Origin of the sequence: Halonatronum saccharophilum DSM 13868 (assembly GCF_000517025.1) — a bacterium.
GTDB lineage: Bacteria > Bacillota > Halanaerobiia > Halobacteroidales > Halobacteroidaceae > Halonatronum > Halonatronum saccharophilum.
In genome coordinates this window covers 114,696-139,671 of sequence record NZ_KI912092.1, presented here as the reverse complement: position 1 = coordinate 139,671, position 24,976 = coordinate 114,696, and the positions used below count along the sequence as shown (strand labels likewise).

Here is a 24,976-nt window from a genome sequence, read left to right as displayed (position 1 = left end):
GATCCAGTTAATGAATATATTCATTAACTGGATCTTTATAATTTGTGTTATAAATTTATCTGGTATAATAGTAATATAATTGAAATTTGTGCAACCAGCTATCAGCTAAAGAAGTTAAAGTTTTCAGTGATTTAGATTTTGATCTAATTTTTATCTTTATTTAAGGCTAATTTTAAGTTAGTGTGTTAAAATATTAAGTAGTAAAAACTAAGGAGGTTTGGAAGTGAAGGTTAAATTAAATTTTAAAATGCTGGTGATTTCTTCGGTGTTGATTCTTGTTAGTAGAGTAGCTGTGGTTGGAGCTGAGCAGAGTATAGAGGTTAGAGAAGCAATAGAGTTGATGTTAGAGGATAGCATTGATGTACATATTGCTAGGTTGGAGTTAGAGAATGCTATGATCGATTACGAGAAGAGTCAGGGTAATAATCTTTTGCGTCAATCAGATTCTTTTGATTGGGAGGCGAGATTAAATTTTATTGAGGCTGAAGATAATTATTATAGGAAAGAGGTAGGTCTGATTAAGGAGATTTTAAGTCAGTATTCTGATCTTAATTTGGCTCAATTAGATCTTCAGGTTAGGAAGATGCAATTTGAGATCGAAGAGTTTAGATTAGCTAGGGATGAACAAGAGGCTGATAGAGGGTATAAGAATCAGCTGGAGCTGTTAAGTAGGAGAAATTCCTATAATAATGTACTCTTTAATTTAGATAGAGCTAAAAGGGATTTGCGTGAAAGAGAGAGGATTTTTAAAACCTCACTTAATCTTGATGAAAGTAAGATTAAATTAGATCTTTTAAGCGTAGGAGAGACCTTTGAGATAAGCAAGGATGAATTTTTGGAAGAGGCTTTGAATAATAACCTTCTTTTACAATTAAGAGGTGATAGATTAAGGTTATCGGAGATTGAGTTTGAGGATGCTAAGTTAAGGGATATGCCAAGACTTGATCTAAAGATTCGAGAGAATAGCTTGGAGATTGCTAGAATGCAAAGAGAGGTATTTGAAAGAGATTTGAGGGCCTCTTTAGAGGGTGAATACTATAATTTTATAGAAAGGGTAAAGGAGCTAGAGATGTCAGCAAGTAATTTAAAAGAACTTAGAGATAGAGAGAGTTTAGTCTTTAGAGAGGAAGAGAAGGGGCTAAGAAGTACAGAAGACCTTCTGTTGGCTCAGATAGAAGTATTACAAGCTAAACAGAGCTATCAAAGAGCTGTTCTTAATTATTATATAAGTAAATTAGAGATCAAAGAGGAGATGGGATGGAAAGTAGAGGTGTTAATTGATGAATTTTAAGGGGAGTAGGTTACTTTTATTAGTTTTGATATCCCTTCTCTTCTTTACCAATAAATCTTGGGCCTCTGAGATAACTTTTCAACAGGTTGTTGAAGGTGCATTAGAGACAAATAGCGATATTATTAGAGCGAGAGAAGAGGTTGAAAAGATAGAACGAGATATAGAAAAGGTAAAGGCAGATCTTAATTGGCAAGTTGATCTAAGTGGATCTAGTGGGGTTAATAGTTCAGATGATGCTAATTTAAATTTATCCCTTGGCGGAGATAGATCTTATCTAGGAGGATTAAGGTTAAGACCAGAGGTTTATATAGAAGAAAGGGATGTCTTTGAAGGGCTTTCTAATGAGTTAGGCTTTAAATTTAATTTAAGTCGAGATATTTATCCTAGAATTCCAAGTGGTGAAGAGAAGAGATTAATCACTTTGGAGTATAGGTTAGAGGAGGCTAAGAGAAGTTTAGATCAAGAAATAAGTAGAAAGTTAATCTATTGGTTGGAGGGTTATTTTGATCTGATATATTTAAAGAAGAGAGTTGAATTAGATAGAGAACAGGAAGTGTTGGCCCGAGATAACCTAGATAAGACTTTAGCTCGGCAGAAAATAGGAGAGGCTGGAGAAGAAGAAATCTTAACGGCTCGAATTCAGTTAATGGAAGGAGAGTATAGCCTTAGAGAGCGAAAGAATAATTATGAACAAAGAAGAAGAATCTTTTATAACGAACTTAGGATAGAAGGAGAGTTATTGTTATCTTTAGATGCTAGAAAAGATTCCTTTAAAGAGATGGAAGGGCTATTAGAAGGTTTAGATTTTAACTTAGAGGATAGAAGCAATTTATTAGAGAGCATAATGGAAAATAATAGTGAATTTTTTAGAAATAAGAATAGTCAAAAACTCTTAGAATATGATTTTCAGTGGAGTAAAGTAAATAATAATTTAGGAGTAAGTTTAAATGGAAGCTATGATTCTTTAAGAGATGACTGGAGTGCGAGAATTAATGTCACTTATAATATTTTTGATGGTGGTCAGAGGAAATTAGAAGAGGAAGATTTTGAGTTACAGTCTAACGAGTTGGAGCGAAACTATAGGGAGATAATTGAAAGATTAGAATTAGATTTAGATACTTTAATCAATGATATTGAATTAAGTCAGATGAATTTAAAGCAGAGAGATCTTAGATTAGACAGGGCCAACCTAGAAGAGATGGCAGCAAGACAGAGGCTGGAGAGAGGGTTAATTAATGAAGTTACTTATGAAGAGAAAAGGAAGGCTTTAGAAGAAGCTCGTTTAAGCTTTAAGGAAGCAGAGGATAGATTGCTAATAAGCAAGTTAAGATTATTGGAGGCTTTGGGGTTATTTTAGGGAGTAATAACGCGAAACTTTATTACTGTACAAATCGAATTTTCAAAGAGGAGGAATTAAGGTGAGAAAGAGGGTTGTTATATCTTTATTAATAGTATTAATTTTAGGTTCTAGTCTTTTTATTTGGAATAGGTCTAGGACGAGGAGAGAGGATTTATCCTCTACAAATAGTCTTAGCAGCAGTAACTTAGTGGAGGTTGAGAGAGGAGATTTAGAGAGGGTTATCTTAGGTAGTGGTCACCTCCAGCCGGTTAGGGTAAGAGAGTTCTCTTTAAACAATGATAATATAGTAGAAGAGATCAATGTAAAAGAAGGAGATAGGGTAGAAGTAGATGACTTATTGATTAGGATGAGTAATGATAGAGAGAGATTAGATTACTTTAAAGCTCAAAATAATTATGAGAGGGCTTTAATTAATGGGTTAAGATCTGAGATTGATGAGGCTGAATTGAATTTAAGAGTTGCCCAAAGAGATTTAAGGGAGACCGATATTAAGGCCCCCTTCTCTGGTGTAGTGACAAGGGTAGAGGTAGAGGAGGGTGAGCAGATCAGATCAGGAAATCTCTTGTTAGAGGTAATAGATAATAGAGCATTTAAATTAGAGATTGAGGTTGGTGAGGGCCAAAGTGGAGAGATAGAATTGGGCCAACGGGCTAGAGTTAATATACCTTCGTTATCATCTAGAAGATTGGAAGGGGAGGTTGTTAAAATTTCACAGGTAGGAAAGAATAATAGTGGGGTGGTTACTTTACCAGTTACTATTTTGATAGAAGAAGGGGTTAAAGCAGTTAGGCCAAATTTTTCTGCAGAGGCAGAGGTAATTGTTGAAAGGGTTGAGAATAAGATAGTGGTTCCAATTACAGCTATATTTAGAGAGGGTAGAGAAGAGAAAGTAGTTAAAGTAATTGATGGAAAGATGAAGCCAGTCAATGTTAAGACTGGGATAAGTAATGGGATGAGAATTGTTGTTGAAGAAGGGTTAGATCAAGGAGATCAAATTTTAGTTAATGCTTATAGCTATTCTATTGAGGTTCAAAATGTAGAAGGGAGAGTCCCTAGAGGAGGTATGAGGTTTTAATGCTTGAGGTAAATGAGTTAAGAAAGGTCTATAATAGTGGACTAATAGAGGTTGAGGCTTTAAAAGGAGTCTCTTTTAGGATTGATGATGGTGAGATGGTAGCAATAATGGGGCCAAGTGGTTCCGGAAAATCTACCATGATGCATCTTCTAGGTTGCTTAGATCATCCTACATCAGGGAGTTATCTTTTAGATGGCAAGGATGTCAGTGGGTTTGATGACAATGGTCTTGCTGAAATTCGTAATAAGAAGATAGGTTTTGTATTTCAACAATTTAATCTTTTAGCTAAGACATCTATACTCCATAATGTAGAGGTACCTTTAATTTATGCTGGGGTAGGCAGAAAGAAAAGAAGAAAGATTGCAACAGATGTATTAACTAAGGTTGGTTTAGGACATCGTCTTGATCATCATCCAAATGAGATATCTGGTGGTCAAAAGCAGAGAGTTGCTGTTGCTAGAGCTTTGGTTAATAATCCCTCTTTAATTCTAGCAGATGAGCCAACGGGAAATCTCGATTCTAAGACTGGGGATGAGATTATGGAGTTGTTTCATCAATTAAACGACCAAGGTCATACAATTGTCTTAGTTACTCACTCAGACGAGATTGCCGACCATGCAGATAGGACGATTCGACTTTTAGATGGAGAGTTGGTTAAGGGATAAGGGGTAGAGTTTGATAATTTTATATCTATATGGTCTTATATAATGATGGTCGGTTCTTATTCACTTAAGTAAGTATTCTGTATCAATTATCAAGTGAATTATTTGGAGGTGGTAAGTAAATGTTTTTTGAGACGATAAATATAGCTCTTAGGGGCTTGAGTGCAAATAAATTAAGAACCTTTCTTTCGATGTTAGGAATTATCATAGGAGTAGGTGCAGTAATTACAATCGTTTCTATTGGGACAGGATCTCAACAGCAGATTATATCTCAGATATCTAATTTAGGATCTAATTTGATTAATATTAATAGGGGTTTCACTAGAGGTTGGGGAGGTAGAGTAAGTTCTGATGCTAATGTTTCTTTTACCTTAGAGATGAGAGATTATATCCAAGAAAGTAGCCCAGCTATTAAGAATATAATAGCTAATGCTCAAGGGCAAGGTCTCTTTATTCAAGGTGAGAATAATATAAGGGCCAACTTAGTAGGGACTGAAGGAGTTTATCAGGATATTAATATTTATCAACCCCAAGAAGGTAGATTTATTAATAGTAGAGATATTGAAGATAGGGCTAATGTAATAGTACTAGGGGCGGAGTTGGCCCAAGAGTTATTTGAAGATGATAATTCTATAGGAAGAACCGTAAGATTTAATCAAAGTAATAGTACCTTTATCTTTACAATAATTGGGATAATGGAAGATAGGGAGAGAGGAATGATGGGCGATTTTAATAATCAGGCCTATATTCCTATTACTACTTATCTTGATAGAATAGCAAATTCTAATGAGGTTGATGGATTTATTGCTCAAACTTATTCTTCTAATCAAGCAACAGAGGCGGTAAATCAGATTAATTATTTTTTTGAGATGTATGCTGGAGATAGTAGTAGTGTTAGAATAACAAGTCAAGATCAGATTTTAGATACAATGAATGATATTAATAGATCATTGAGTTTGATGCTTGGTGGTATTGCAGCTATCTCTTTAGTAGTAGGTGGAATTGGAATTATGAATATAATGCTAGTTTCTGTAACAGAGAGAACTAGAGAGATTGGTATTAGAAAGGCTTTAGGTGCAAAAAAGAAGGATATCCTAGTCCAATTTCTAATTGAATCTTTAGCCTTAAGTGGTATTGGAGGGATATTAGGTGTTGGAGTAGGTTATGGAGGAGCTTATCTTATTTCAAAGATTGGTGATTGGCCCTTTATAATTTCACCACCTGCCGTGATTATAGCTTTTAGTTTTTCATTGGTAATTGGGATGTTCTTTGGAATCTATCCAGCTGTCAAGGCAGCTAAGTTAGAACCGGTAGAGGCTTTAAGTTATGAGTAAGATGTCACTTAATTTCAAAGAATCCTTGACAGAGAAAAATAACCACTATATACTATAAGCAGAAATTACTAAAAATATATGGAAGGAAGGTCATGAAAAGATGATAAATGCAGTATTTAATCCAAGAGAGATCAATAATATCAGAAGCAATGTTATTAATGCTTCTTTAAATAATCTAATTGAAGATAACTTCATGACCTGTCTGGAGATTTTAGAGGACTATATATAGAATTAATATATGGGTGTCTTGTTTGTGCCTATATTTAGGGAAGTCTATGTCTAGTTATATATTCTATTATGAATCTTACCACAGGTTATGAAGTAGCCTGTGGTTTTATATTTTAAAGGGATATCTCTGTTAGGAGCTTATTATTAATCCTTTATCTTTACATAAATAGATAAAAGATAAGGGAATTTATGATTAAGTTTCTTGAGTTTTACTATACTTAGATATATATTGAGCAAGGGGTAAATTCTTTGTTTGAATATAGTTTCTAAATTTTATAGTAGAGATTGTATCTCTTTAAGGACAGAGTAGTTTAACCAAAGCTACAGGCAATATTGCCTGTAGCTTTTTTATCTTTTGCTAAAGATCAAAACTAAAAACTTAGACTCTGACTGAAGACTTATAAGAGCCGACAAGATCCAGACAAAAGATTAGAAGTCATGTATCTTAGTTAAGAGTTAGTGATTTTGAACTTAAGTTTTTAGCTGATGTCTAATGACTTACAGCTCAATTCAAGGTTTTAGCACACGGCACACCCTACAGGTCTAAAAACCAAGACCTTCCGTAATAAAAACCATTTGCACAAAGCTCATAGCTCATTTAATAAGGAGGAATAAAGATGATTAATCTTTCAGGAATATATAAAAAATATGGTTTTAACGAGGTGTTAGAAGATTTTTCTATGACGGTTCATTTAGGTGAGAAGATAGGTTTAATAGGGGCCAACGGCTCGGGGAAATCAACAGTCTTCAAGCTATTGGCAGGCTTAGAAAGTCCAGATAAGGGTGGTGTAGCCCTAGGTCAAAAGCTAAGTATAGGTTATATGGATCAGGTGGGAGATTATGAAGAAGGAGCTAAGGTAGAAGAGTCTTTATTAAAGGTATTTTCCCATCTTTTAAAGATAGAAGAGAGGATGAGGGAGTTAGAGGTATTGATGAGCAGTGATGGGTCTTCTAAGAAGATAGATTCTTATATGAAGGAGTATGCAAGAATTAGCTCTCGATATGAGAACGAAGGAGGATATCTATACAAGACAAGAATTAAAGAGATATTAGAAGGTCTGGGACTTGTAGAATTTAAAGATGAACTGATAAGTAGTTTAAGTGGAGGGGAGCAGTCTAGAGTACAGATTGGAGAACTACTTCTATCCCGCCCAGATATTCTACTATTAGATGAGCCTACTAATCACCTTGATTTCTTGGCCCTTAATTGGTTGGAGGATTATATAAAGAATTATAGAGGAACTGTATTAATTATCTCCCATGATCGTTATTTTCTTGATAGCACAATTGATAGGATAGTAGAGATTAAAAGTGGTAGAGCCCATCACTATGTTGGTAACTATTCCTTTTATCTTAAGGAGCGTAAGCGTCGCTATGAAGAAGAGCTAAAGAGATATAAGGATCAGCAAAAGGAGATTAAGAAGAGGGAAGAAGCAATTAAAAGGTTAAAGCGATGGGGTGATGAGAATGACAATGAGAAGTTTCATAAGCGGGCCAAGAGTATGGAGAAACAGCTAGAGAAGGTTGAAAGAGTTGATAATCCAGATTTAGGAGATAGCCAATTCAATCTAAATTTTGGAGCAGACAGAAGTGGGAAGGATGTTCTATCTCTTGAAGGTGTGAGTAAGTTCTTTGAGGAGAGGTTGATACTTGAAGATATAAATTTAAAGGTCTTTTATGGAGATAGAATAGGTTTGGTTGGACCAAATGGGTCAGGTAAGTCTACTTTATTAAAGATGATACTTGGTAGTGAAGGAGATTATGATGGGAAGATTAAGTTAGGGGCGAGTTTAGAGATGGGATATCTATCTCAGCATCAGGAGTTAGAGGATGGGAACCTAACCTTATTGGAATCCTTTCGTAAAGATATGCCACCTATGGAGGAGTCTAGGGCAAGAGGGGTGTTGGCCCGTTATGGCTTTAAAGGTGATGAGGTTTTTAAGTATATTAAGGAGTTAAGTGGCGGTGAGAGGGTGAGGTTCCATTTGATGAAGATGGTTCATAGCCAGATTAATCTACTTATTCTTGATGAGCCAACTAACCATTTGGATCTTAAATCTATTGAGATATTAGAGGAGACCCTTAAGGATTATCAAGGGACTTTGATCTTAGTTTCCCATGACCGTTATTTTTTAAATAAAGTTATAAATAAAATCTATGCTATAGAGGATAAGAGGTTGGTTTATTATGATGGAAATTATAATTACTATCGCCAGAAGGTAAAGGAGAGAGAAGAAAGGGAGCAGGTAAGAAAGAGAAACAAGAAGAGCAATAGAAAAGAATTAAAGGAGGAAAAGGCTAGTGAAAAATCAAAGAAGGATTTGGCTAAGAGGCTAGAGGAGATAGAAGAGAAGATAGTCAGGCTAGAAGAAAAGAGAGAAGAGAATAATCTGGCTATGACAGATAAAGATAATATAGATGATTATGAGTATCTTAATGAACTCAAAGTAGAGAACGAAAGGATAGAGGAAGAGTTGAAAATTTTGGTTGGTGAGTGGGAGGAGATTGTAGAGTTGTCAATTGATAATTGATAGTGTGTCAGTGCAGGGCAGTGCAAAAAGTATTGAGTTAAAAAAAGAAAGAGTAACCCTGCCTACGAAGAGTTTTTGGTGGGCTTGCTACGAAGGGTTCGGTTTTTGAACCCGTAGAGTTAAAACAGCGAATGTATATAAAAAAATAAATTAATATAAAAATAACAAGAGAGAAGGCGAAAAATATGGATTTTGTAAAGTTGAATGAAAAAGTATGGGATAAGAATGTTGAAACGGGATATGTTTGGACACAGCCAGTAAGCAGTCAAGAAGTGATGAAAGCAAAGAATGGAGAATGGAATATTGTGATGACCCCAACAAAAGCAGTTCCTAAAGAGTGGTTCCCAGAAAGAATGGAAGGGAAAGATGTACTTTGTTTAGCTTCTGGTGGAGGACAACAAGGGCCAATTATGGCAGCCTTAGGGGCAAATGTAACGGTATTTGATAATAGTCAAGAACAATTAAATCAAGATATTATGGTAGCAAAAAGGGATGGCTTAAAGATTAAGACTGTACAAGGTGATATGAGAGATTTATCAGTATTTGAAGATGCTTCTTTTGACCTGATTATACATCCGTGGTCAAATGGATATATAGATAACGTTTTACCTGTATGGGAAGAAGCATATAGGGTTTTAAGGTCTGGCGGGGTTCTTATATCAGGTTTTGCCAATCCAATTGAATATATTTTTGACTTAAAAAACTTAAATGAAGGTAAGTTTGTTGTAAGACATAAAATACCTTATTCTGATTTAACAAGTATATCTGAAGAAGAGTTGAAGGAATTAGTACTTGATCAAGGAGAAGGAATTATATTTGACCATACATTAGAAGATCAAATTGGAGGACAGATTAAAGCAGGTTTTTTAATTGGAGGTTTTTATGAAGATATTGGAGGAAGTGCACTTGATGAATATATAAATTCATCAATAGCCACTAAAGCTATGAAGTTATAATATAGTGTCAGTGTCTGTGTCAGCAAATTCAAGAACTTAGATTTTAACTGACACAGACACTGACATCAGTGATAAAGCTGCGCTTTATCACTATAGATTTACAAAAGACAAGGTAGGTGTATGTATGAAAAATTTTAAGTTGTTATTTAGTTTTATGAAGGGAAGTAGGTTGCTTTATTTAGGGGCTATTTTAAGTGTTGCGGTAGCTGCTTTCTTATCGATTATTAATCCTTTGGTTTTGAGGTTTAGTATAGATAATATAATCGGTGGTGAGCCCTTTGAAGGGCCAAGGGTGATAGTCTCTATTTTAGATTTTTCAGGTGGCAAAGAGGCTTTGGCAAGTAATTTATGGGTTATGGGGCTTATACTTATAGGTTTGACCGCTTTGCAAGGAAGTTTTTTATTTTTGCAGGGGAGGTGGTTGGCTTTAGCTTCAGAGTCTATTGTAAAGAGGATTAGAGATGCGTTATATGATCATCTTCAATATATTCCTTATGGTTACTATAGCCAAAGGGATACAGGTGATTTAATTCAACGGTGCACATCAGATTTAGATACTATAAGACATTTTTTAGCAGGGCAGTTTGTTGAGGTAGGGAGAATAATCTTTATGATTATCTTTGTATCCTCGATAATGCTTTCTCTTGATTTAAGGATGACCTTGGTATCAATAATGGTAATTCCTTTCTTATTCATTTTTACTTTTATCTTCTTTTTAAAAGTAAAAAATACCTTTGAGAAGGTAGATGAGTCAGAGGCGAGTATGTCAACGGTTTTACAGGAGAACTTGACAGGTGTTAGGGTGGTTAGAGCTTTTGCTCGACAAAGTTATGAGATTGATAAATTTGATAAGAAGAACAGAGAGTATAGAGATTTAACTTATAAATTAGTGAGAACCTTGGCTTGGTATTGGTCATTATCTGATTTATTAGCTTTAACACAGATTGGAATAGTCGTGGTCTTTGGTGTTTATTGGACGGTTATAGGTCAGATTACTTTGGGAACTTTAGTGGTCTTTACAACCTATATTGGAATGCTTTTGTGGCCAATTAGACAGCTAGGGAGGATATTAACCGATATGGGTAAGACTATAGTGGCCTTAGAAAGAATAGATGTCATATTAAGTGAAGGTGTAGAGGTTAAGAGCGGTAATGAAATTACTCCACAAATTAAAGGAAAAATCCAAGTGAAGGATTTAGCCTTTGCTTATGAGAATGAGGAGCCGATTTTGGATGGGCTTTCCTTTGAGGTGGAAGCTGGAGAGACAGTGGCTATATTAGGGCCAACGGGATCTGGTAAGAGTACCTTGGTTAAGTTGTTGACCCGTTTATATGATTATAATAAAGGGTCAATTAAAGTAGATGGGGTAGAGTTAAAGAGGATAAGAAGGGATTGGGTGCGCAAGAATATAGGTCTGATACTCCAAGAGCCTTTCTTATTTGCTAAGAGTATTAAGGAGAATATATCTTTAGCTAAGGTTGAAGCGGAGGATGAAGAGATCTTTAAGGTGGCCAAGGATGCTGCAGTCCATAATGTGATACTGGACTTTGATAAAGGTTATAGTACAGAGGTTGGTGAGCGGGGAGTCTCGCTTTCTGGAGGTCAAAAACAGAGGGTTGCAATAGCTAGAACTTTAATCCGTGATTGTCCTATATTGATCTTTGATGACTCCTTAAGTGCTGTAGATACAGAGACTGACGCTCAGATACGCAAGGCTTTAAAGAGAAGAAATAAGGATACTACTACCTTTATTATCTCACATCGGATTACAACCTTGGCTCAAGCTGATAAAATCTTGGTTTTAGAAGATGGTAAGGTAGTTCAAAGTGGAGATCATGAGAAATTGATTTCTCAGGAAGGGATGTATAGAGAGATTTATTTAATGCAAAGTGGAGTGAAGGATAAATTAAAGGATAAAGGTTGGGGTGGATTAAATGGATGCTTATCGTGAAGAAGATTATAATAAAGGTTTTGATCTTAAGCTTTGGCAGGGGGTCTTTAATTATATTAAGCCTTATAAGAAGGAGTTATTTACTTTGGCCTTATTAATGGTTGGAGTAGCAGGGGCTGATGTAATATTTCCTTTAATGAATAAATATGCTATCGATAACTTTGTGGTAGTTGGAGATTTAGAAGGGTTAATAGGGTTTTCTTGGGCTTATTTTGGATTGGTAGTATTTTTGGCTACAACAGTATTTTTATTTATAGAAAAAGCTGGGGAGATACAGACTAAAATCAGCTATGACATTAGAAAAAATGGGTTTGAACATTTACAGAAATTATCCTTTTCTTATTATGATAAAAAGGCAGTAGGATGGTTGATGGCTAGAATGACCTCAGATGTGAAAAAGCTTGGTGATACAATTGCTTGGGGTCTGGTAGATATGGTTTGGGGGAGTGCAATGATGGTCGGAATTATGGGGGTTATGCTTTATTTAAATTGGAAGCTGGCTTTAATTACTTTAATAGTAATTCCTCCCTTGGTTTTAATTAGTCTCTTCTTTCAAAAGAAGATTTTAAAGGCCCACAGAGGGGTTAGAAAGGTAAATTCTCAAATTACAGGAGCCTTTAATGAAGGGATTATGGGTGTACAGACTACTAAGACTTTGGTAAGAGAAGAGGAGAATTTAAGAGAGTTTCAAGGGGTAACTTCTAAGATGAGAGGTCAATCGGTTAGGGCTGCTATATTCTCATCTTTATACCTGCCAATTGTCTTAACCTTAGGAAGTATAGGGACTGGTCTTGCTCTTTGGTTTGGTGGAGAGGGTGTGATGTTAGAGGTAATAGGATATGGTACTTTGGTAGCTTTTCTTTCTTATACAGTACAGTTTTTTGAGCCTTTAAGGGAGTTGGCCCGTATCTTTGCAGAGCTTCAGTCGGCTCAAGCGTCAGCAGAGAGAGTCTTATCTATGATCAACACAGACCCTGAGATCAAAGATAGTCAAGAGGTAATAGAGGTTTATGGAAATATTCTTAACCCTAAGTATCAGAATTGGCCCAAGTTACAGGGGAATATTAGTTTTAAGGATGTTTCCTTTTCTTATAATGATGAAGAAAAGATTTTGCAAGAGTTTAATCTAGAAGTCAAAGCTGCTGAAACAATAGCCTTAGTTGGTGAGACCGGATCTGGTAAGAGTACTATTATCAATCTGCTTTGTCGTTTTTATGAACCTATAAAGGGAGAGGTTTTGATAGATGGGGTTGATTATCGGCAAAGATCTCAATTGTGGCTACACCAAAATTTAGGTTATGTACTTCAATCGCCTTACCTTTTTAGTGGTACTATTAAAGAAAATATCCGCTATGGAAATTTAAAAGCTAGTGATTTAGATATAATTGAAGCTGCCAAAATGGTAAATGCTCATAGCTTTATTACAAAGCTAGAGAAGGGGTATGATACCCAAGTAGGTGAAGGAGGAGGTAATTTATCTACTGGAGAAAAGCAACTTATCTCCTTTGCAAGGGCTATATTAGCAAAGCCAAGGATCTTTGTTTTAGATGAGGCTACATCCTCAATAGATACTCAGATGGAGAGAGTAATTCAAAGGGCAATAGATGAGTTGATAAAGGACAGAACAAGCTTTATAGTAGCCCACAGGTTATCGACAATTCGTTCAGCAGATAGAATCCTAGTAATTAAAGATGGTAAAATTAAAGAAGCTGGAAGTCATAAAGAGCTTTTAGTTAAGCAAGGGTATTACTATAACTTATATAGAAAGCAATTTAATGAAATATAATTATTGTCGGTAAAATTTAGTTGGGTTCATATTGTTGTTTTATACAATAAGTTGTCAAAAAAAGGAGGAAAAATGAAGGATTAGTTTAATAATTATAATATAAGAGTTATTTTCAAGCACCTTCAAATGATATAGAGTCTTAGTATATTATTTGAAGGTGTTTTTTATGAGATTATAAGCTGATTTTTAAAAAATAATAAAGAAGGAGAGGGGCTAGTATGTTTAAGAAAAATATTGGAAAAAGTATAGGTGATAAAATAATATTGACTTTAGTATCAGTTTCCATAGTAGTCTTTGGTTTGATTACATTGATTTCTAGTAATGTTGTAAGGACAAGGGTGTTTAGTTTAATTGATACTAATATAATGGAAGTTGTAGAGAGGAATTCAGGTTTTTTAGAGAGTTGGCTTGAAGAGAGAAAGAATGAGATGAAGAATTATGCAGCTATGCCCTTCATCAAGAGTATGGAGTGGAGTCAAAGTGAAGCTTTTTTAAGGGATAGACATAGTAGGTATGAAGATATATTCGAGGTTTTATTTGTAGCAGATAAAATTGGAGACTATCGGGCTACAGGTGGTAATGATGGTAATATAAGTGGGAGAGACTATTTTCCAAGGGTTATGGCAGGTGAGACAATAATCTCTGAGCCTTTGGTTTCAATGTCTACAGGCAATCCTATTGCAGTATTTGCTACTCCTATAGAGGAGAGTGGGGAAGTTATAGGCCTTATGGGCTCTACAGTAAATTTAAATAACTTAAATGATTTTATCAGCGATATCCGAGTAGACCATAAAGAGTCCTACTCCTTTATTGTAAGTGGTGATGGTCAGATTATTTCCCATCCTGATTCTGATTTTATAATTGAAGAGAATATAAATAATATAGTTGGTATTAAAGAGGTTTCAGGGGATATATTATCCAATAGTTCTGGTAGTGTTAACTATAGTTTTGAAGGGGTTAATACCTATGTTTACTTTGAAGAAATAGAAGGTACAGATGGTTGGAAACTATTAACTAGGGTTCCAAGAGATTATGTTTATGGGCCAATAAATCAAGTTAGAACAGTTTTAATTACTATGTTAGCTATTGCTTTAGTAGTTTTAATTGGTGTTGGAGTCTGGCTTGGGAGATATATAAGTAATCCACTGAAGATATTGACAGGTTATAGTGAAAGTATTGCCCAAAAGGATCTATCTCAAGATATAGATGCTAAGTTAATGGGTAGGGGTGACGAATTTGGGATTTTAGCCAAATCTTTTGCTCGAATGAATAAAAACCTTAATGAGATGATAAATAATTTAATAGAGAATATTGAGAATTTGTTAGCTTATAGTGAAGAGTTATCTGCATCAGCAGAGGAAGGTAATGCAACAATAGAGGAGAGTAATTATTTAATTGAGGATATGTCAGCAGGAATTGAAGAGATCTCCGTAAGCTCTCAAGAGGTAGCATCTTTTTCTCAAGAAGCTAATTCTCAAGTTAATTTAGGTAGCAGTAATATTAGTGATACAATTAAAAGTATTGAAACTATTAATATCTCTGTTAACGAGACAGTAGAGGTAATTGCTAAATTAGATAGCAATTCTGAAGAGATTGGGAAGATAGTTGATCTAATTACTAATATAGCAGAGCAGACAAATCTTTTGGCTTTAAATGCAGCAATTGAAGCAGCTAGGGCTGGAGAACACGGTAGAGGTTTTGCAGTTGTAGCTGATGAAATTAGAGAGCTTGCTGAAGAGACGGCTAAAGCAACAGATGATATTGGTACTTTGGTTAAGGAGACCCAAAAAAGATCTAAAGAAGGAATAGATGCAGTAAGAAAGGCTGAAGAGATGGTGGTAGAAGGTAAGGAGATTGTTCAAAGAACAGGAGAAGTATTTGAGGAGATTGAAGAGTCTATTAAAGCTACTGCTGCTCAGGTTGAAGAGACTGCTAAGTCTTCTAATGAGTTGGCCCAAAATAGCGAAGATGTAGCAAGTGCAACTAATGATATCAAGGGTATGTCTTATGAAATAAGTCATTCTTCACAGGAGTTGACTGTAATGGCACAGAAGTTACAAGATCTGATTAAGGAATTCAAGTTATAAAATTAATTAAGATAAGTGGAATATATTTGGAAAAATATTCATATAATAAAAATGATAAGTTAGTTCTCGCTTATTATAATTATATAATATTTGAGAATTTTAATATGTTTAAAAAGTTTGACAAAGTTATTTTATATTGTTATAATTTAGTTATATTATTTAGCCATAATCTTCTTAACAATCTGTTAAAATGGTTGATTTGTTAAGAAATAATATCATAATCTTCAATATATCTAAGAATATAAATAACTTTTACATAAAAACATAACATACTATAAGTCTATAAGAATACCTCAAACCTAATTTCAATATTGAGATTAGACTAGAGGTATTTTTTGTATGTAATCTTAAAGAAATATATTGAACTATCTTGTTATTAAGTATCAGCAAGCTTTTTATACATAAGGTACAGTTATATTTGCAAAGAATATTTAGCCTTGTATTTGAATGCTGATATTTAAATAAATATAATAATAGGAGGTAATTATTAATGCGAAGAAGTAAGATACTATTACCAGTAACATTTTTAATGGTATTATTTTTGGCATTTGGGTTTAACCTTAATGCGGAAGCCTTTTCATCAAGTCCTGTTGAAGAGGCAGAGGAGATTAGTGATTTAGGAGAGTCTCCAGATTCGATAAGAGTTCATTTTCAAACAGAAGGTAGAAACTATGATGGTTTAGGTCTATGGGTATGGGATGGAGCTGAGACTTTTTCAGAAGAGTTAGATGAATGGCCAGATGGTGCAACTGCATTTGACGAAAGTCAAAGTACAGATTATGGCCCTTATGTAGATGTTAAGTTAGCAGAAGGTGCAGATAGTCTTAGCTTTCTTGTAAATGAGAGTGGTGGAGAAAATTTATCAGGAGATATGGGAGTGGATATATTAGCTGCTGATATGACTGATATCTGGATTCAAGAAGCTAATGGTGAGTATGAGGTATTCTTATATGAACCAGTTGATCTTCCAGAGAATGTAGTAAGAGTTCACTACAAGCATGACCTTGATAGCTATGAGGATTGGGGTCTTTGGAATTGGGGAGATGTAGTTACTCCTTCTGAAAATGTAGGAGATTGGCCTACAGGAGCTACAGACTTCTCTGATGATCAAGTAGGAGACTTTGGCGCTTATGTAGATATAGAGATAGTAGATAATGCTACACAAATTAATTTCCTTGCAGTAAATATGGATACAGCTGAGCAGACTCCAGATATGAATGTGTCTAACTTATCTAGTAGTCAGTTGTTCTTCCGTGCTGGAGATGATAATGTGTATACAAACCCTTATTATGTTTCAGAAGCAGGTATTGAGACTGGAGAGGTACTATCTGATTCTATAGAGCTTAGATTCTCAACTACAGATGGGTTAACAGAAGAAGAGATAGAAGAAGGATTAGTACTAGAGGATAGAGAAGGAAATCAAGTTTCCTTTGACTTTGTAGTAATTGTAGATGAGCAAGTTGTATCAGTTCAAGGTGATTTTGATACTGAAATGTCACCATATATAGCTACTTTTGATGAGCGAACTGCTACAGTTAGAGCTGGTTGGAGATTAATTGATGAAGTATATGCTTATGATGGAGATCTGGGAGTTGAACTTCATAGAGATGGAACAGCTAATCTAAAGCTTTGGTCACCTGGAGCAGATAATGTAAGAGTTATCTTATATGATAGAGATGACCAATATGAGGTTGTAGCTGATGATATAGATATGAACTTAGGAGATAGAGGAGTATGGGAAGTAAGATTAGATGAAGAGAATACTGGTGTAGCAGATTTAACAGGGTATTATTACCACTATGAAATCGAAAGAGATGGTAATAAGAGGCTAGCTCTTGATCCATATGCGCCTTCAATGGCAGCTTGGAATAATAATCCTGAAGATCCTGCAAAGGCTTATCCAGTTGGAAAAGCAGCTATTGTGAATCCATCTTTTGTTGGCCCGGAGTTAGATTTTGCAGAGATTGAAGGGTTTGAAAGAAGAGAAGATGCTATTATTTATGAGGTTCACGTACGTGACTTGACATCTGATCCAAGTATTGAAGATGAGTTAAGTGCTCAATTTGGTACTTTTGCAGCTCTTGTTGATAAGCTTGATTATATTGAAAATCTAGGAGTAACTCACGTTCAGCTTCTTCCAATTATGAGTTATTTTTGGGGAGATGAATTAGCTAACGATGTAAGAATGATGGATTGGTCTGCTAGTGGAAATAACTATAACTGGGGATATGACCCGCATAGTTACTTCTCGATAACTGGTATGTATTCTGAGGATCCAAATGATGCAGAGTTAAGAGTAGAAGAATTTAAGAATTTAATTGACGAGATTCATAGTCGTGGTATGGGGGTTGTATTAGATGTTGTTTATAACCATACTGCAAGAGTACACATCTTTGAAGATTTAGTACCAAATTACTACCACTTTATGGATGCTGATGGTACTTCTAGAACAAGTTTTGGTGGTGGACGTTTAGGAACAACACACGAAATGGCAAGAAGAATTCTTGTTGATTCTATTCTTTACTGGGTAGAAGAATTTAAAGTTGATGGATTCCGCTTTGATATGATGGGTGACCATGATGCAGAGAGTATCCAGATAGCTTATGATAAAGCTAAAGAGATTAATCCGAACATTGTTATGATTGGAGAGGGCTGGAGAACCTTCGTAGGAGATGAAGATGGTGGAGATATTATGCCAGCTGATCAAGATTGGATGCAACATACAGAGAGTGTTGGTGTATTCTCTGATGACTTCAGAAATGAGTTAAAATCTGGATATGGTCATGAAGGTGAGCCACGATTTATTACTGGTGGAGCAAGAGATATCCAACAGATCTTTGATAATGTAAGGGCCAACCCACATAACTTTACAGCTACACATCCAGGTGATGTTGTTCCTTATATCGAAGCACATGATAACTTGACATTACACGATGTTATTGCTATTTCGATTGAAAAAGATCCAGACTATCACCAAGAAGAAATTCAAAAGCGTATTCGTTTAGGAAATACAATGGTGTTGACTTCTCAAGGTACAGCATTTATTCATGCTGGTCAAGAGTATGGTCGTACTAAGCAATTTAGAGCAGAGACTGATGAAGCACCTTATAAATCACATTATGGTGTAGATGAAGACGGAGAACCATTTAACTATCCTTACTTCATCCATGACTCTTATGATTCTACAGATGCTATTAATATGTTCGATTGGGCCAAGGTGAGAGAAGAAGGTATCCACAGAGAGACTATGAAGCATCTGAGAGGTTTAGTTGCTCTTAGAAGATCTACTGATGCCTTTAGATTAGCAACTATGGACTTAGTTGAATCAAATGTATCAATGGTTGAGAGTGATGATATAGCAGACACAGACTTAGTAATTGGTTATAGAACTGAGTCTACAGATGGAGAAGTTTACTATATCTTCATCAATGCTGATGATAGCGAAAGAGAGCTTAGAATAGATGTAGATCTAACTGGAGCTCAAGTTCTAGTAGATGCTGTTCAAGCTGGAACTGAAGAGATAGCTAATCCTACAGGCGTAGAGGTTACTAGCAATAGTATAACTCTTGATCCATTAACTCCTGTAGTCCTAAAAGCTAACTAAATATACTTTGATTTGAACCAGGGCCAACTGTTGGCCCTGGTTTTTTTATGAGCACTATTTTATTTACATACATATATCTAGTAATAAAGCATAGCTTTATTACTAGTGAAGAGTAAGCAGTAATGGGTAATGAGTAAAACCTTAAAAGTCCAGAAACCCTTTATTCTTAGATTTTGACCTTACTGATTACTCTTCACTCATCACTGATTACTAGTTGCACAAAGTGCAACTATATTACTATAAATTTCAGGATAAAAGAAGGAAAAAAGGAAAAAAGATTCAAATAAATAGTAAGGAGTTTAATTATGTCTATTAAAATATTTAAGATATATGATTATAAAGCAGGAGGGAGATAAGATGGGAAGGCACTTGAATTTAGGCTTAGATGTAGGATCAACTACAGTTAAAATTGTGATACTAGATGTAGATAGTAATGTTATATATAAGGAATATAAGAGGCACTTTTCTGAGGTGAGAAAAGTTGTCATAGAAATGTTAAAAGAGGTTAGGTTTATCTTAGAAAAATCTGATTTTACTATCTCAATAACTGGATCTGGTGGAATGGATATTGCAGATCTATTAGAAGTACCTTTTTTGCAGGAGGTAGTAGCTTGTAGTAATGCAATTGAGAAGTTCATCCCTTCTGCTGATGTAGCAATTGAGCTAGGTGGTGAGGATGCTAAGATTACTTACTTTGGTGATTCTGTTGAACAGAGGATGAATGCTGCCTGTGCTGGTGGGACAGGTGCTTTTATCGATCAGATGTCGTCACTATTAGAGAGTAATATAGAAGGGTTAAATGACCTGGCTAAAGAAGGTGAAAACATCTACTCAATAGCCTCTCGTTGTGGAGTCTTTGCTAAGTCAGATGTCCAATCTTTATTAAATGATGGTGCTTCTAAGGAGGATATTGCTCTCTCCATTCTTCAAGCAGTAGTAAATCAGACTATTGGAGGGTTGGCCCAAGGAAGGCCAATTAGAGGGAAAGTAGCCCTATTAGGTGGACCACTCCACTTTATACCAGAACTTAGAGAAAGGTTTAAGTTAACCTTAGACTTAAAAGATGATGATATATTAAAACCAGAGGATGGGCAATTTTTTGTAGCCCTAGGAGCAGCTTTAGAAAGTAAGGAAGAAGCAGTATATTCATCAAATCGATTATATGAAAGGTTAGCCTTATTATCTAATATAAAGATCGATAACACTAAAAGTTTAGATCCCCTTTTTATAGATGAAGATGGCTATAAGAATTTTAAAGAAAGGCATAATCAATATAAGGTAGCAAGGGATGATATATCCAATTATAGTGGGAGCGCTTATTTAGGAATAGATGCTGGATCTACAACCACTAAGATGGCATTAATCAGTGAAGAAGGTAAGTTATTGTATTCCTATTATGGTAGCAATAAAGGGGATCCTTTAAATACAGTAATTGAGGCTCTAAAAGAGATTTATCCAAAGCTTAATCAAGATATAGAGATAGCTAATTCTGCAGTGACTGGATATGGAGAGGATCTTATTAAAGCAGCACTTAACATAGATATAGGGGAGGTAGAGACTGTAGCTCACTACAAGGCTGCAAGTTTCTTCTTGCCAGAGGTTGATTTTATTTTAGATATCGGTGGTCAAGATATGAAGAGTTTAGAGGTAAAGGATGGAGTAATTGATTCTATAATGCTCAATGAGGCCTGCTCTTCGGGATGTGGTTCTTTTATTGAGACCTTTGCCAAATCATTAGATTATGATATAGAGGAGTTTGCTCAACTTGGAATCAAGGCTAATAGTCCAATAGACTTGGGTACCAGGTGTACAGTATTTATGAACTCTAAGGTAAAGGAAGCTCAAAAAGAAGGGGCCAACGTTGAGGATATATCAGCAGGGCTTGCTGTATCAGTAATTAAGAATGCCCTTTTTAAGGTTATTGGTTATAATAGCAATGAAGACTTGGCTAAAAATATTGTAGTGCAGGGTGGAACTTTTTATAATGATGGAGTCTTAAGAGCTCTAGAACAGATAACGGGCCAAAATGTTGTTAGACCTGATATTGCTGGGATTATGGGTGCCTTTGGTTCAGCTTTAATAGCTAAAGAGAGATCTAGCGAAAAAGGCAAATCCAAGGTATTAGGACTTAAGGAATTAGAAGGATTTAAGGTAAGTAATAGCCAGGCACGTTGTAATAAGTGTGGTAATAACTGTTTATTGACTATCAAAAAGTTCTCTAATAATAGTAGGTTCATATCAGGAAATAGATGTGAAAAAGGGATAGGGGTAGACTCAAAAAATCACATACCAAATATATATGATTATAAACATAAGAGAGTATTTGATTATCAACCTTTAGAGAAGGATGAAGCCAATAGAGGTATAATAGGTATTCCTAGGGTTTTGAATATGTATGAAGATTATCCATTCTGGTTTACCTTATTTAATAATTTAGGTTATAGAGTCATATTATCTAGTCCTTCTTCAAAGGAAACATATCAGAAAGGAATAGAGACTATACCTTCTGAATCGATCTGTTATCCAGCTAAGTTAGTTCATGGTCATATTATGGAATTGATTAAGGATAAGGGAGTAAGAAAGATATTTTATCCTTCTATCCCTTATAATATAAAGGAAGATGAGAAGGCAAATAATAACTTCAATTGTCCAGTAGTTACCTCATATCCTGAGACCATAAGGGCCAACTTAGAAGAACTTCAAGATAAGGAAGTTAAATTCTATCACCCATTTCTTCCTCTTCATAACAAGAAGAAGTTGGTCAAACGCTTAAGTCAAGAGTTAAGAGAAGAAGGGTTAACTAAAAGGAAGATAACTAAGGCTGTAGAGAGTGCTTATGAAGCTTTAGATAAATATAAAGAGGATATTAAAGTTAAGGGAGAAGAGGTCTTAAATTATATAGACAGAGAAGGTAAGCTGGCTATTGTTTTAGCTGGAAGACCTTATCATATTGATCCTGAGGTTAATCATGGTATTGCCCAATTGATTCAATCCCTTGGCTGTGCTGTTATTACAGAGGATGCAATCTCTCATTTGGCTAAGCCAGAGAGACCTTTAAGGGTAGTTGATCAGTGGGTATATCACTCGCGCTTATATAGTGCAGCTACTTATGTAGGGAGAAGAGATGATCTAGAGTTGGTACAGTTGACCTCCTTTGGATGTGGGTTAGATGCTGTAACTACCGATCAGGTAGAAGAGATCTTAAAGAAAGAAGGGAAGTTATATACATTACTAAAGATAGATGAGGTAAGCAATCTAGGAGCAGCCAAGATAAGGGTACGATCTTTGTTGGCTGCCATAAAAGAGCGTCAAGCTAAAACTTATAAAGAAGAAAAGCTTCCATCAAAAGAGAGAGTACTATTTACTGAAGAAAGAAAGAAGCGAGATACAATATTGGCCCCTCAGATGTCACCAATTCATTTCGAACTTCTGGAAAGCGCTTTCCAAAGGGAAGGATATAATTTGGAGGTTCTTCCATCAGTAGATAAGGAAGCAATAGATGTCGGGTTGAGATATGTTAATAATGATGCATGTTATCCATCAATTATAGTTATAGGTCAGTTAATGGAAGCTTTATTATCTGGGAAGTATGATTTAGATAGAACTTCAGTTATTATCTCTCAAACTGGTGGAGGATGTAGGGCTACCAATTATATTGCTTTTCTTAGAAAGGCTTTAAAAGAGGCTGGGTTAGAGAATATACCTGTTATCTCCTTAAATAGTCTTGGGTTAGAGAAGAATCCAGGCTTTAAATTGACCTTATCACTAGTTGATAATCTCTTTAGAGCAGTAGCTTATGGTGACTTATTAATGAAAGTCCTATACAAAACAAGACCTTATGAAAAGTTAAAAGGTTCAGCAGATAAGCTTTATAAGGAATGGATGAAGAAATGTCAAGAGTCCTTATTAAAAGGTGAAAAGAAAGAGTTTAAGAACAATATTAAGGATATTATAAGAGATTTTGATAATTTAGAGTTAAAAGAAGGGTTAGTTAAGCCTAAGGTTGGGATAGTAGGGGAAATCTTAGTTAAGTTTCATCCTACAGCTAATAATAACTTGATTGAATTTTTAGAGAAAGAAGGGGCTGAAGTTGTAGTTCCTAGTCTTTTAGATTTTTTTCTTTATTCACTTTATAATTCTCAAGAGAAGTATAAAAAGTTTGCTAACAATTGGATGATGAATTTAGTTAGCAAGATAGGTATTAGAGGAATTGAGTTTAGGTATAGAAGGGTAATAAATAAAGCTTTAGAAGAGAGTCAAAGATTTGAGCCCTTTAAATCCATCTATGATATAGCAGAAGGGGCCAACAAACACCTCTCCCTAGGTCATCATACAGGAGAAGGGTGGTTCTTAACTGGAGAGATGGTAGAGTTAATCGATGAGGGGGTTAAGAATATTCTTTGCTTGCAGCCCTTTGGTTGTTTGCCCAATCATGTTGTTGGCAAAGGGATGGTAAAAGAGCTTAGAGACTCTTATTCAGGAGTTAATATCAAGCCAATTGATTATGACCCAGGAGCTAGTCTGGTGAATCAGTTTAATAGGATTAAGCTCTTATTATCCGTAGCCTTTAAGAATTTAGAAGAGATGGAAGAAGGAAAAGAGTTTGAGAATGAGGATATTGAAATCTTTGATTCACCATCAAGAGAATTGAATATATAAGATTAAAAAACTCTCCCCTGATAAACCTAGTTAGGGGAGAGTTTCATTTAACAGTGTTAAAATTAAAGGATAACAGCTATAGACCTGGGGATTGGCATACAAAAAGCAGGTATAGGGATCTGCTCTAACATCTATGAGAAGGAGGTTTTTGCTTGGATATAATGAATAGAGGTTATCTTAAATAAATAGATAGGGAAGATAAAGAGGGCCAACGTATCTGCGCGTCCTCTCTTTTAAGTTAGTGGGTAGTTGATTTGACTTTTGTGATAATTTTCACCTTAGTTTTAAAAATAAAAAATTACCACTTGACAAAAATCTAAGAATATAATATCATCTTAAGTAGTGAGAATGATTTTCATTATAAAAAATAAATGAAGGAGAGATGATCAGTGAGTAAAACTATTGTTATTTATGGCTCAACTATGGGAAATACAGAAACTTTAGCAATTGAAACTGGAGAGGTTTTAAAAGATAGATATAATATTGTTATTAAGGATGTAAAGGAAGTAAGCCCAGAAGAGTTAGAAGGCTTTGATTTGATTGTATTTGGATCATCTACCTGGGGTGCTGGAGAGTTACAGGATGATTTCTATGATTTTTATAATAAACTAGAGGGCATAGACCTATCGGGGAAAAAGGGTGCTGCCTTTGGCCCAGGAGATAAGGCTTACGGTGAGTTCTTTTGCCAAGCAGTAGATATGCTAGAAGAAAAGCTAGAAGAGTTAGGTGCTCAGATAGTTGTAGATGGTTTCAAATGGGATGGAGATATAGATGGCGAGGCTAAAGATAAGGTTAGAGAATGGGCCAACAAACTATAGCCCAAATATACTACAAGGGGAGGGTATAAAGGTGTATAAAAAGGATAAAGGTTGTAAAGTTAACTTTGAAGAGTGCCTTAAGTGCATCTTAAAGAATGTAGGAGCTACGATAATGGGAGTTAAGCCCTCTGAATTAAGAAGTATAAAGGTACATAATGGTGATATTAATGTCTGGGAGGATTGTAAAAAAAGCATAACCTCTTATGCAGAGATGGAGATTGTAGAGTTAAATGAGGATTGGTTTCGTAAAAAGGTATTTATTTACCACAAATCAGCTTTAGATAAAGAGTTAAGAGAATTAGAGAATCTTAACTTTTTAAAGGAGATTGGTTATCCTCAAAACTATAGTTTAGGTCTTTATGTGCATGTTTTAGTTACAAAACTTAGGAGCTATGAATTAGGTAAAGGGGAGTTTCCACATGAGATCGGACTCTTTTTTGGCTATCCCTTAAAAGATGTCCTAGGATTTATGGGGTACAGTGATTTAGAATTTACCTGTTGTGAGGAATGGAGAATCTATGGAGATAAGTCTCCTTCTTTAATGAGAAAGAGTAGCTTTGATAAGGCGAGAAATTATTTTAGTAAGAGATTAGATAGTGTGGTAAATATAAATCATTTTTACGAAGTTGTATAA

The 24,976-nt window shown here is 35.2% G+C and carries 15 protein-coding genes; all 15 read left to right on the top strand.

Annotation, left to right across the window (positions count from 1 at the left end; genetic code table 11):
- Positions 1 to 223: 223 nt before the first annotated feature.
- The gene (locus tag HALSAC_RS0102725; protein WP_027338976.1) at positions 224 to 1,291 is read left to right on the top strand and encodes a TolC family protein; all 1,068 of its coding nucleotides are present in this window, start codon (positions 224 to 226) and stop codon (positions 1,289 to 1,291) included.
- Entirely contained in the window at positions 1,281 to 2,648 is a 1,368-nt protein-coding gene (locus HALSAC_RS0102720) for a TolC family protein (RefSeq protein ID WP_027338975.1), read from the top strand. Before HALSAC_RS0102725 ends, HALSAC_RS0102720 begins: the two co-directional genes overlap by 11 nt.
- Positions 2,649 to 2,709: 61 nt before the next feature.
- Positions 2,710 to 3,726, top strand: coding sequence for an efflux RND transporter periplasmic adaptor subunit (locus tag HALSAC_RS0102715; RefSeq protein WP_027338974.1), 1,017 nt, complete (start codon positions 2,710 to 2,712; stop codon positions 3,724 to 3,726).
- A complete protein-coding gene (locus tag HALSAC_RS0102710) occupies positions 3,726 to 4,391 on the top strand; it encodes an ABC transporter ATP-binding protein (protein WP_027338973.1) in 666 nt (221 codons plus the stop codon). Before HALSAC_RS0102715 ends, HALSAC_RS0102710 begins: the two co-directional genes overlap by 1 nt.
- Before the next feature lie 119 nt (positions 4,392 to 4,510).
- Positions 4,511 to 5,722 (top strand): ABC transporter permease, encoded by a 1,212-nt coding sequence (locus tag HALSAC_RS0102705; RefSeq protein WP_027338972.1) that lies wholly within the window; start codon positions 4,511 to 4,513, stop codon positions 5,720 to 5,722.
- 100 nt (positions 5,723 to 5,822) lie between these two features.
- The gene (locus HALSAC_RS17625; RefSeq protein WP_281172321.1) at positions 5,823 to 5,951 is read left to right on the top strand and encodes a hypothetical protein; all 129 of its coding nucleotides are present in this window, start codon (positions 5,823 to 5,825) and stop codon (positions 5,949 to 5,951) included.
- Positions 5,952 to 6,567: 616 nt separating this feature from the next.
- Positions 6,568 to 8,481 carry a ribosomal protection-like ABC-F family protein gene (gene abc-f / locus HALSAC_RS0102695; RefSeq protein WP_027338971.1) on the top strand — a complete coding sequence of 638 codons (1,914 nt, stop codon included), beginning with the start codon at positions 6,568 to 6,570 and terminating at the stop codon, positions 8,479 to 8,481.
- 185 nt (positions 8,482 to 8,666) lie between these two features.
- Positions 8,667 to 9,437 carry a class I SAM-dependent methyltransferase gene (locus HALSAC_RS0102685; RefSeq protein WP_027338970.1) on the top strand — a complete coding sequence of 257 codons (771 nt, stop codon included), beginning with the start codon at positions 8,667 to 8,669 and terminating at the stop codon, positions 9,435 to 9,437.
- Between the two features lie 124 nt (positions 9,438 to 9,561).
- Positions 9,562 to 11,388: an ABC transporter ATP-binding protein gene (locus HALSAC_RS14840; RefSeq protein ID WP_035571178.1), complete on the top strand. Its 1,827-nt coding sequence runs from the start codon at positions 9,562 to 9,564 to the stop codon at positions 11,386 to 11,388.
- On the top strand, positions 11,372 to 13,174 hold the full coding sequence (locus HALSAC_RS0102675; protein ID WP_027338969.1) for an ABC transporter ATP-binding protein: 1,803 nt from the start codon (positions 11,372 to 11,374) through the stop codon (positions 13,172 to 13,174). The genes HALSAC_RS14840 and HALSAC_RS0102675 overlap by 17 nt, the downstream gene beginning before the upstream one ends.
- A gap of 218 nt (positions 13,175 to 13,392) precedes the next feature.
- Entirely contained in the window at positions 13,393 to 15,261 is a 1,869-nt protein-coding gene (locus tag HALSAC_RS14835; protein ID WP_051412045.1) for a methyl-accepting chemotaxis protein, read from the top strand.
- 490 nt (positions 15,262 to 15,751) lie between these two features.
- Complete coding sequence (locus HALSAC_RS14830) at positions 15,752 to 18,865, top strand: pullulanase (RefSeq protein WP_211231285.1); 3,114 nt, start codon at positions 15,752 to 15,754, stop codon at positions 18,863 to 18,865.
- 357 nt (positions 18,866 to 19,222) lie between these two features.
- The gene (locus HALSAC_RS0102660; RefSeq protein ID WP_027338968.1) at positions 19,223 to 23,524 is read left to right on the top strand and encodes a 2-hydroxyacyl-CoA dehydratase; all 4,302 of its coding nucleotides are present in this window, start codon (positions 19,223 to 19,225) and stop codon (positions 23,522 to 23,524) included.
- A gap of 389 nt (positions 23,525 to 23,913) precedes the next feature.
- The gene (locus HALSAC_RS0102655) at positions 23,914 to 24,342 is read left to right on the top strand and encodes a flavodoxin (RefSeq protein ID WP_027338967.1); all 429 of its coding nucleotides are present in this window, start codon (positions 23,914 to 23,916) and stop codon (positions 24,340 to 24,342) included.
- Positions 24,296 to 24,976: a DUF3793 family protein gene (locus HALSAC_RS0102650; RefSeq protein WP_084804279.1), complete on the top strand. Its 681-nt coding sequence runs from the start codon at positions 24,296 to 24,298 to the stop codon at positions 24,974 to 24,976. Before HALSAC_RS0102655 ends, HALSAC_RS0102650 begins: the two co-directional genes overlap by 47 nt.

Coding starts and splice junctions, on each gene's coding strand:
- HALSAC_RS0102720 (WP_027338975.1), top strand. CDS start 1,281: ATGAATTTTAAGGGGAGTAGGTTACTTTTATTAGTTTTGATATCCCTT.
- HALSAC_RS0102710 (WP_027338973.1), top strand. CDS start 3,726: ATGCTTGAGGTAAATGAGTTAAGAAAGGTCTATAATAGTGGACTAATA.
- HALSAC_RS0102705 (WP_027338972.1), top strand. CDS start 4,511: ATGTTTTTTGAGACGATAAATATAGCTCTTAGGGGCTTGAGTGCAAAT.
- HALSAC_RS17625 (WP_281172321.1), top strand. CDS start 5,823: ATGATAAATGCAGTATTTAATCCAAGAGAGATCAATAATATCAGAAGC.
- abc-f (WP_027338971.1), top strand. CDS start 6,568: ATGATTAATCTTTCAGGAATATATAAAAAATATGGTTTTAACGAGGTG.
- HALSAC_RS0102685 (WP_027338970.1), top strand. CDS start 8,667: ATGGATTTTGTAAAGTTGAATGAAAAAGTATGGGATAAGAATGTTGAA.
- HALSAC_RS14840 (WP_035571178.1), top strand. CDS start 9,562: ATGAAAAATTTTAAGTTGTTATTTAGTTTTATGAAGGGAAGTAGGTTG.
- HALSAC_RS0102675 (WP_027338969.1), top strand. CDS start 11,372: ATGGATGCTTATCGTGAAGAAGATTATAATAAAGGTTTTGATCTTAAG.
- HALSAC_RS14835 (WP_051412045.1), top strand. CDS start 13,393: ATGTTTAAGAAAAATATTGGAAAAAGTATAGGTGATAAAATAATATTG.
- HALSAC_RS14830 (WP_211231285.1), top strand. CDS start 15,752: ATGCGAAGAAGTAAGATACTATTACCAGTAACATTTTTAATGGTATTA.
- HALSAC_RS0102660 (WP_027338968.1), top strand. CDS start 19,223: ATGGGAAGGCACTTGAATTTAGGCTTAGATGTAGGATCAACTACAGTT.
- HALSAC_RS0102650 (WP_084804279.1), top strand. CDS start 24,296: ATGGCGAGGCTAAAGATAAGGTTAGAGAATGGGCCAACAAACTATAGC.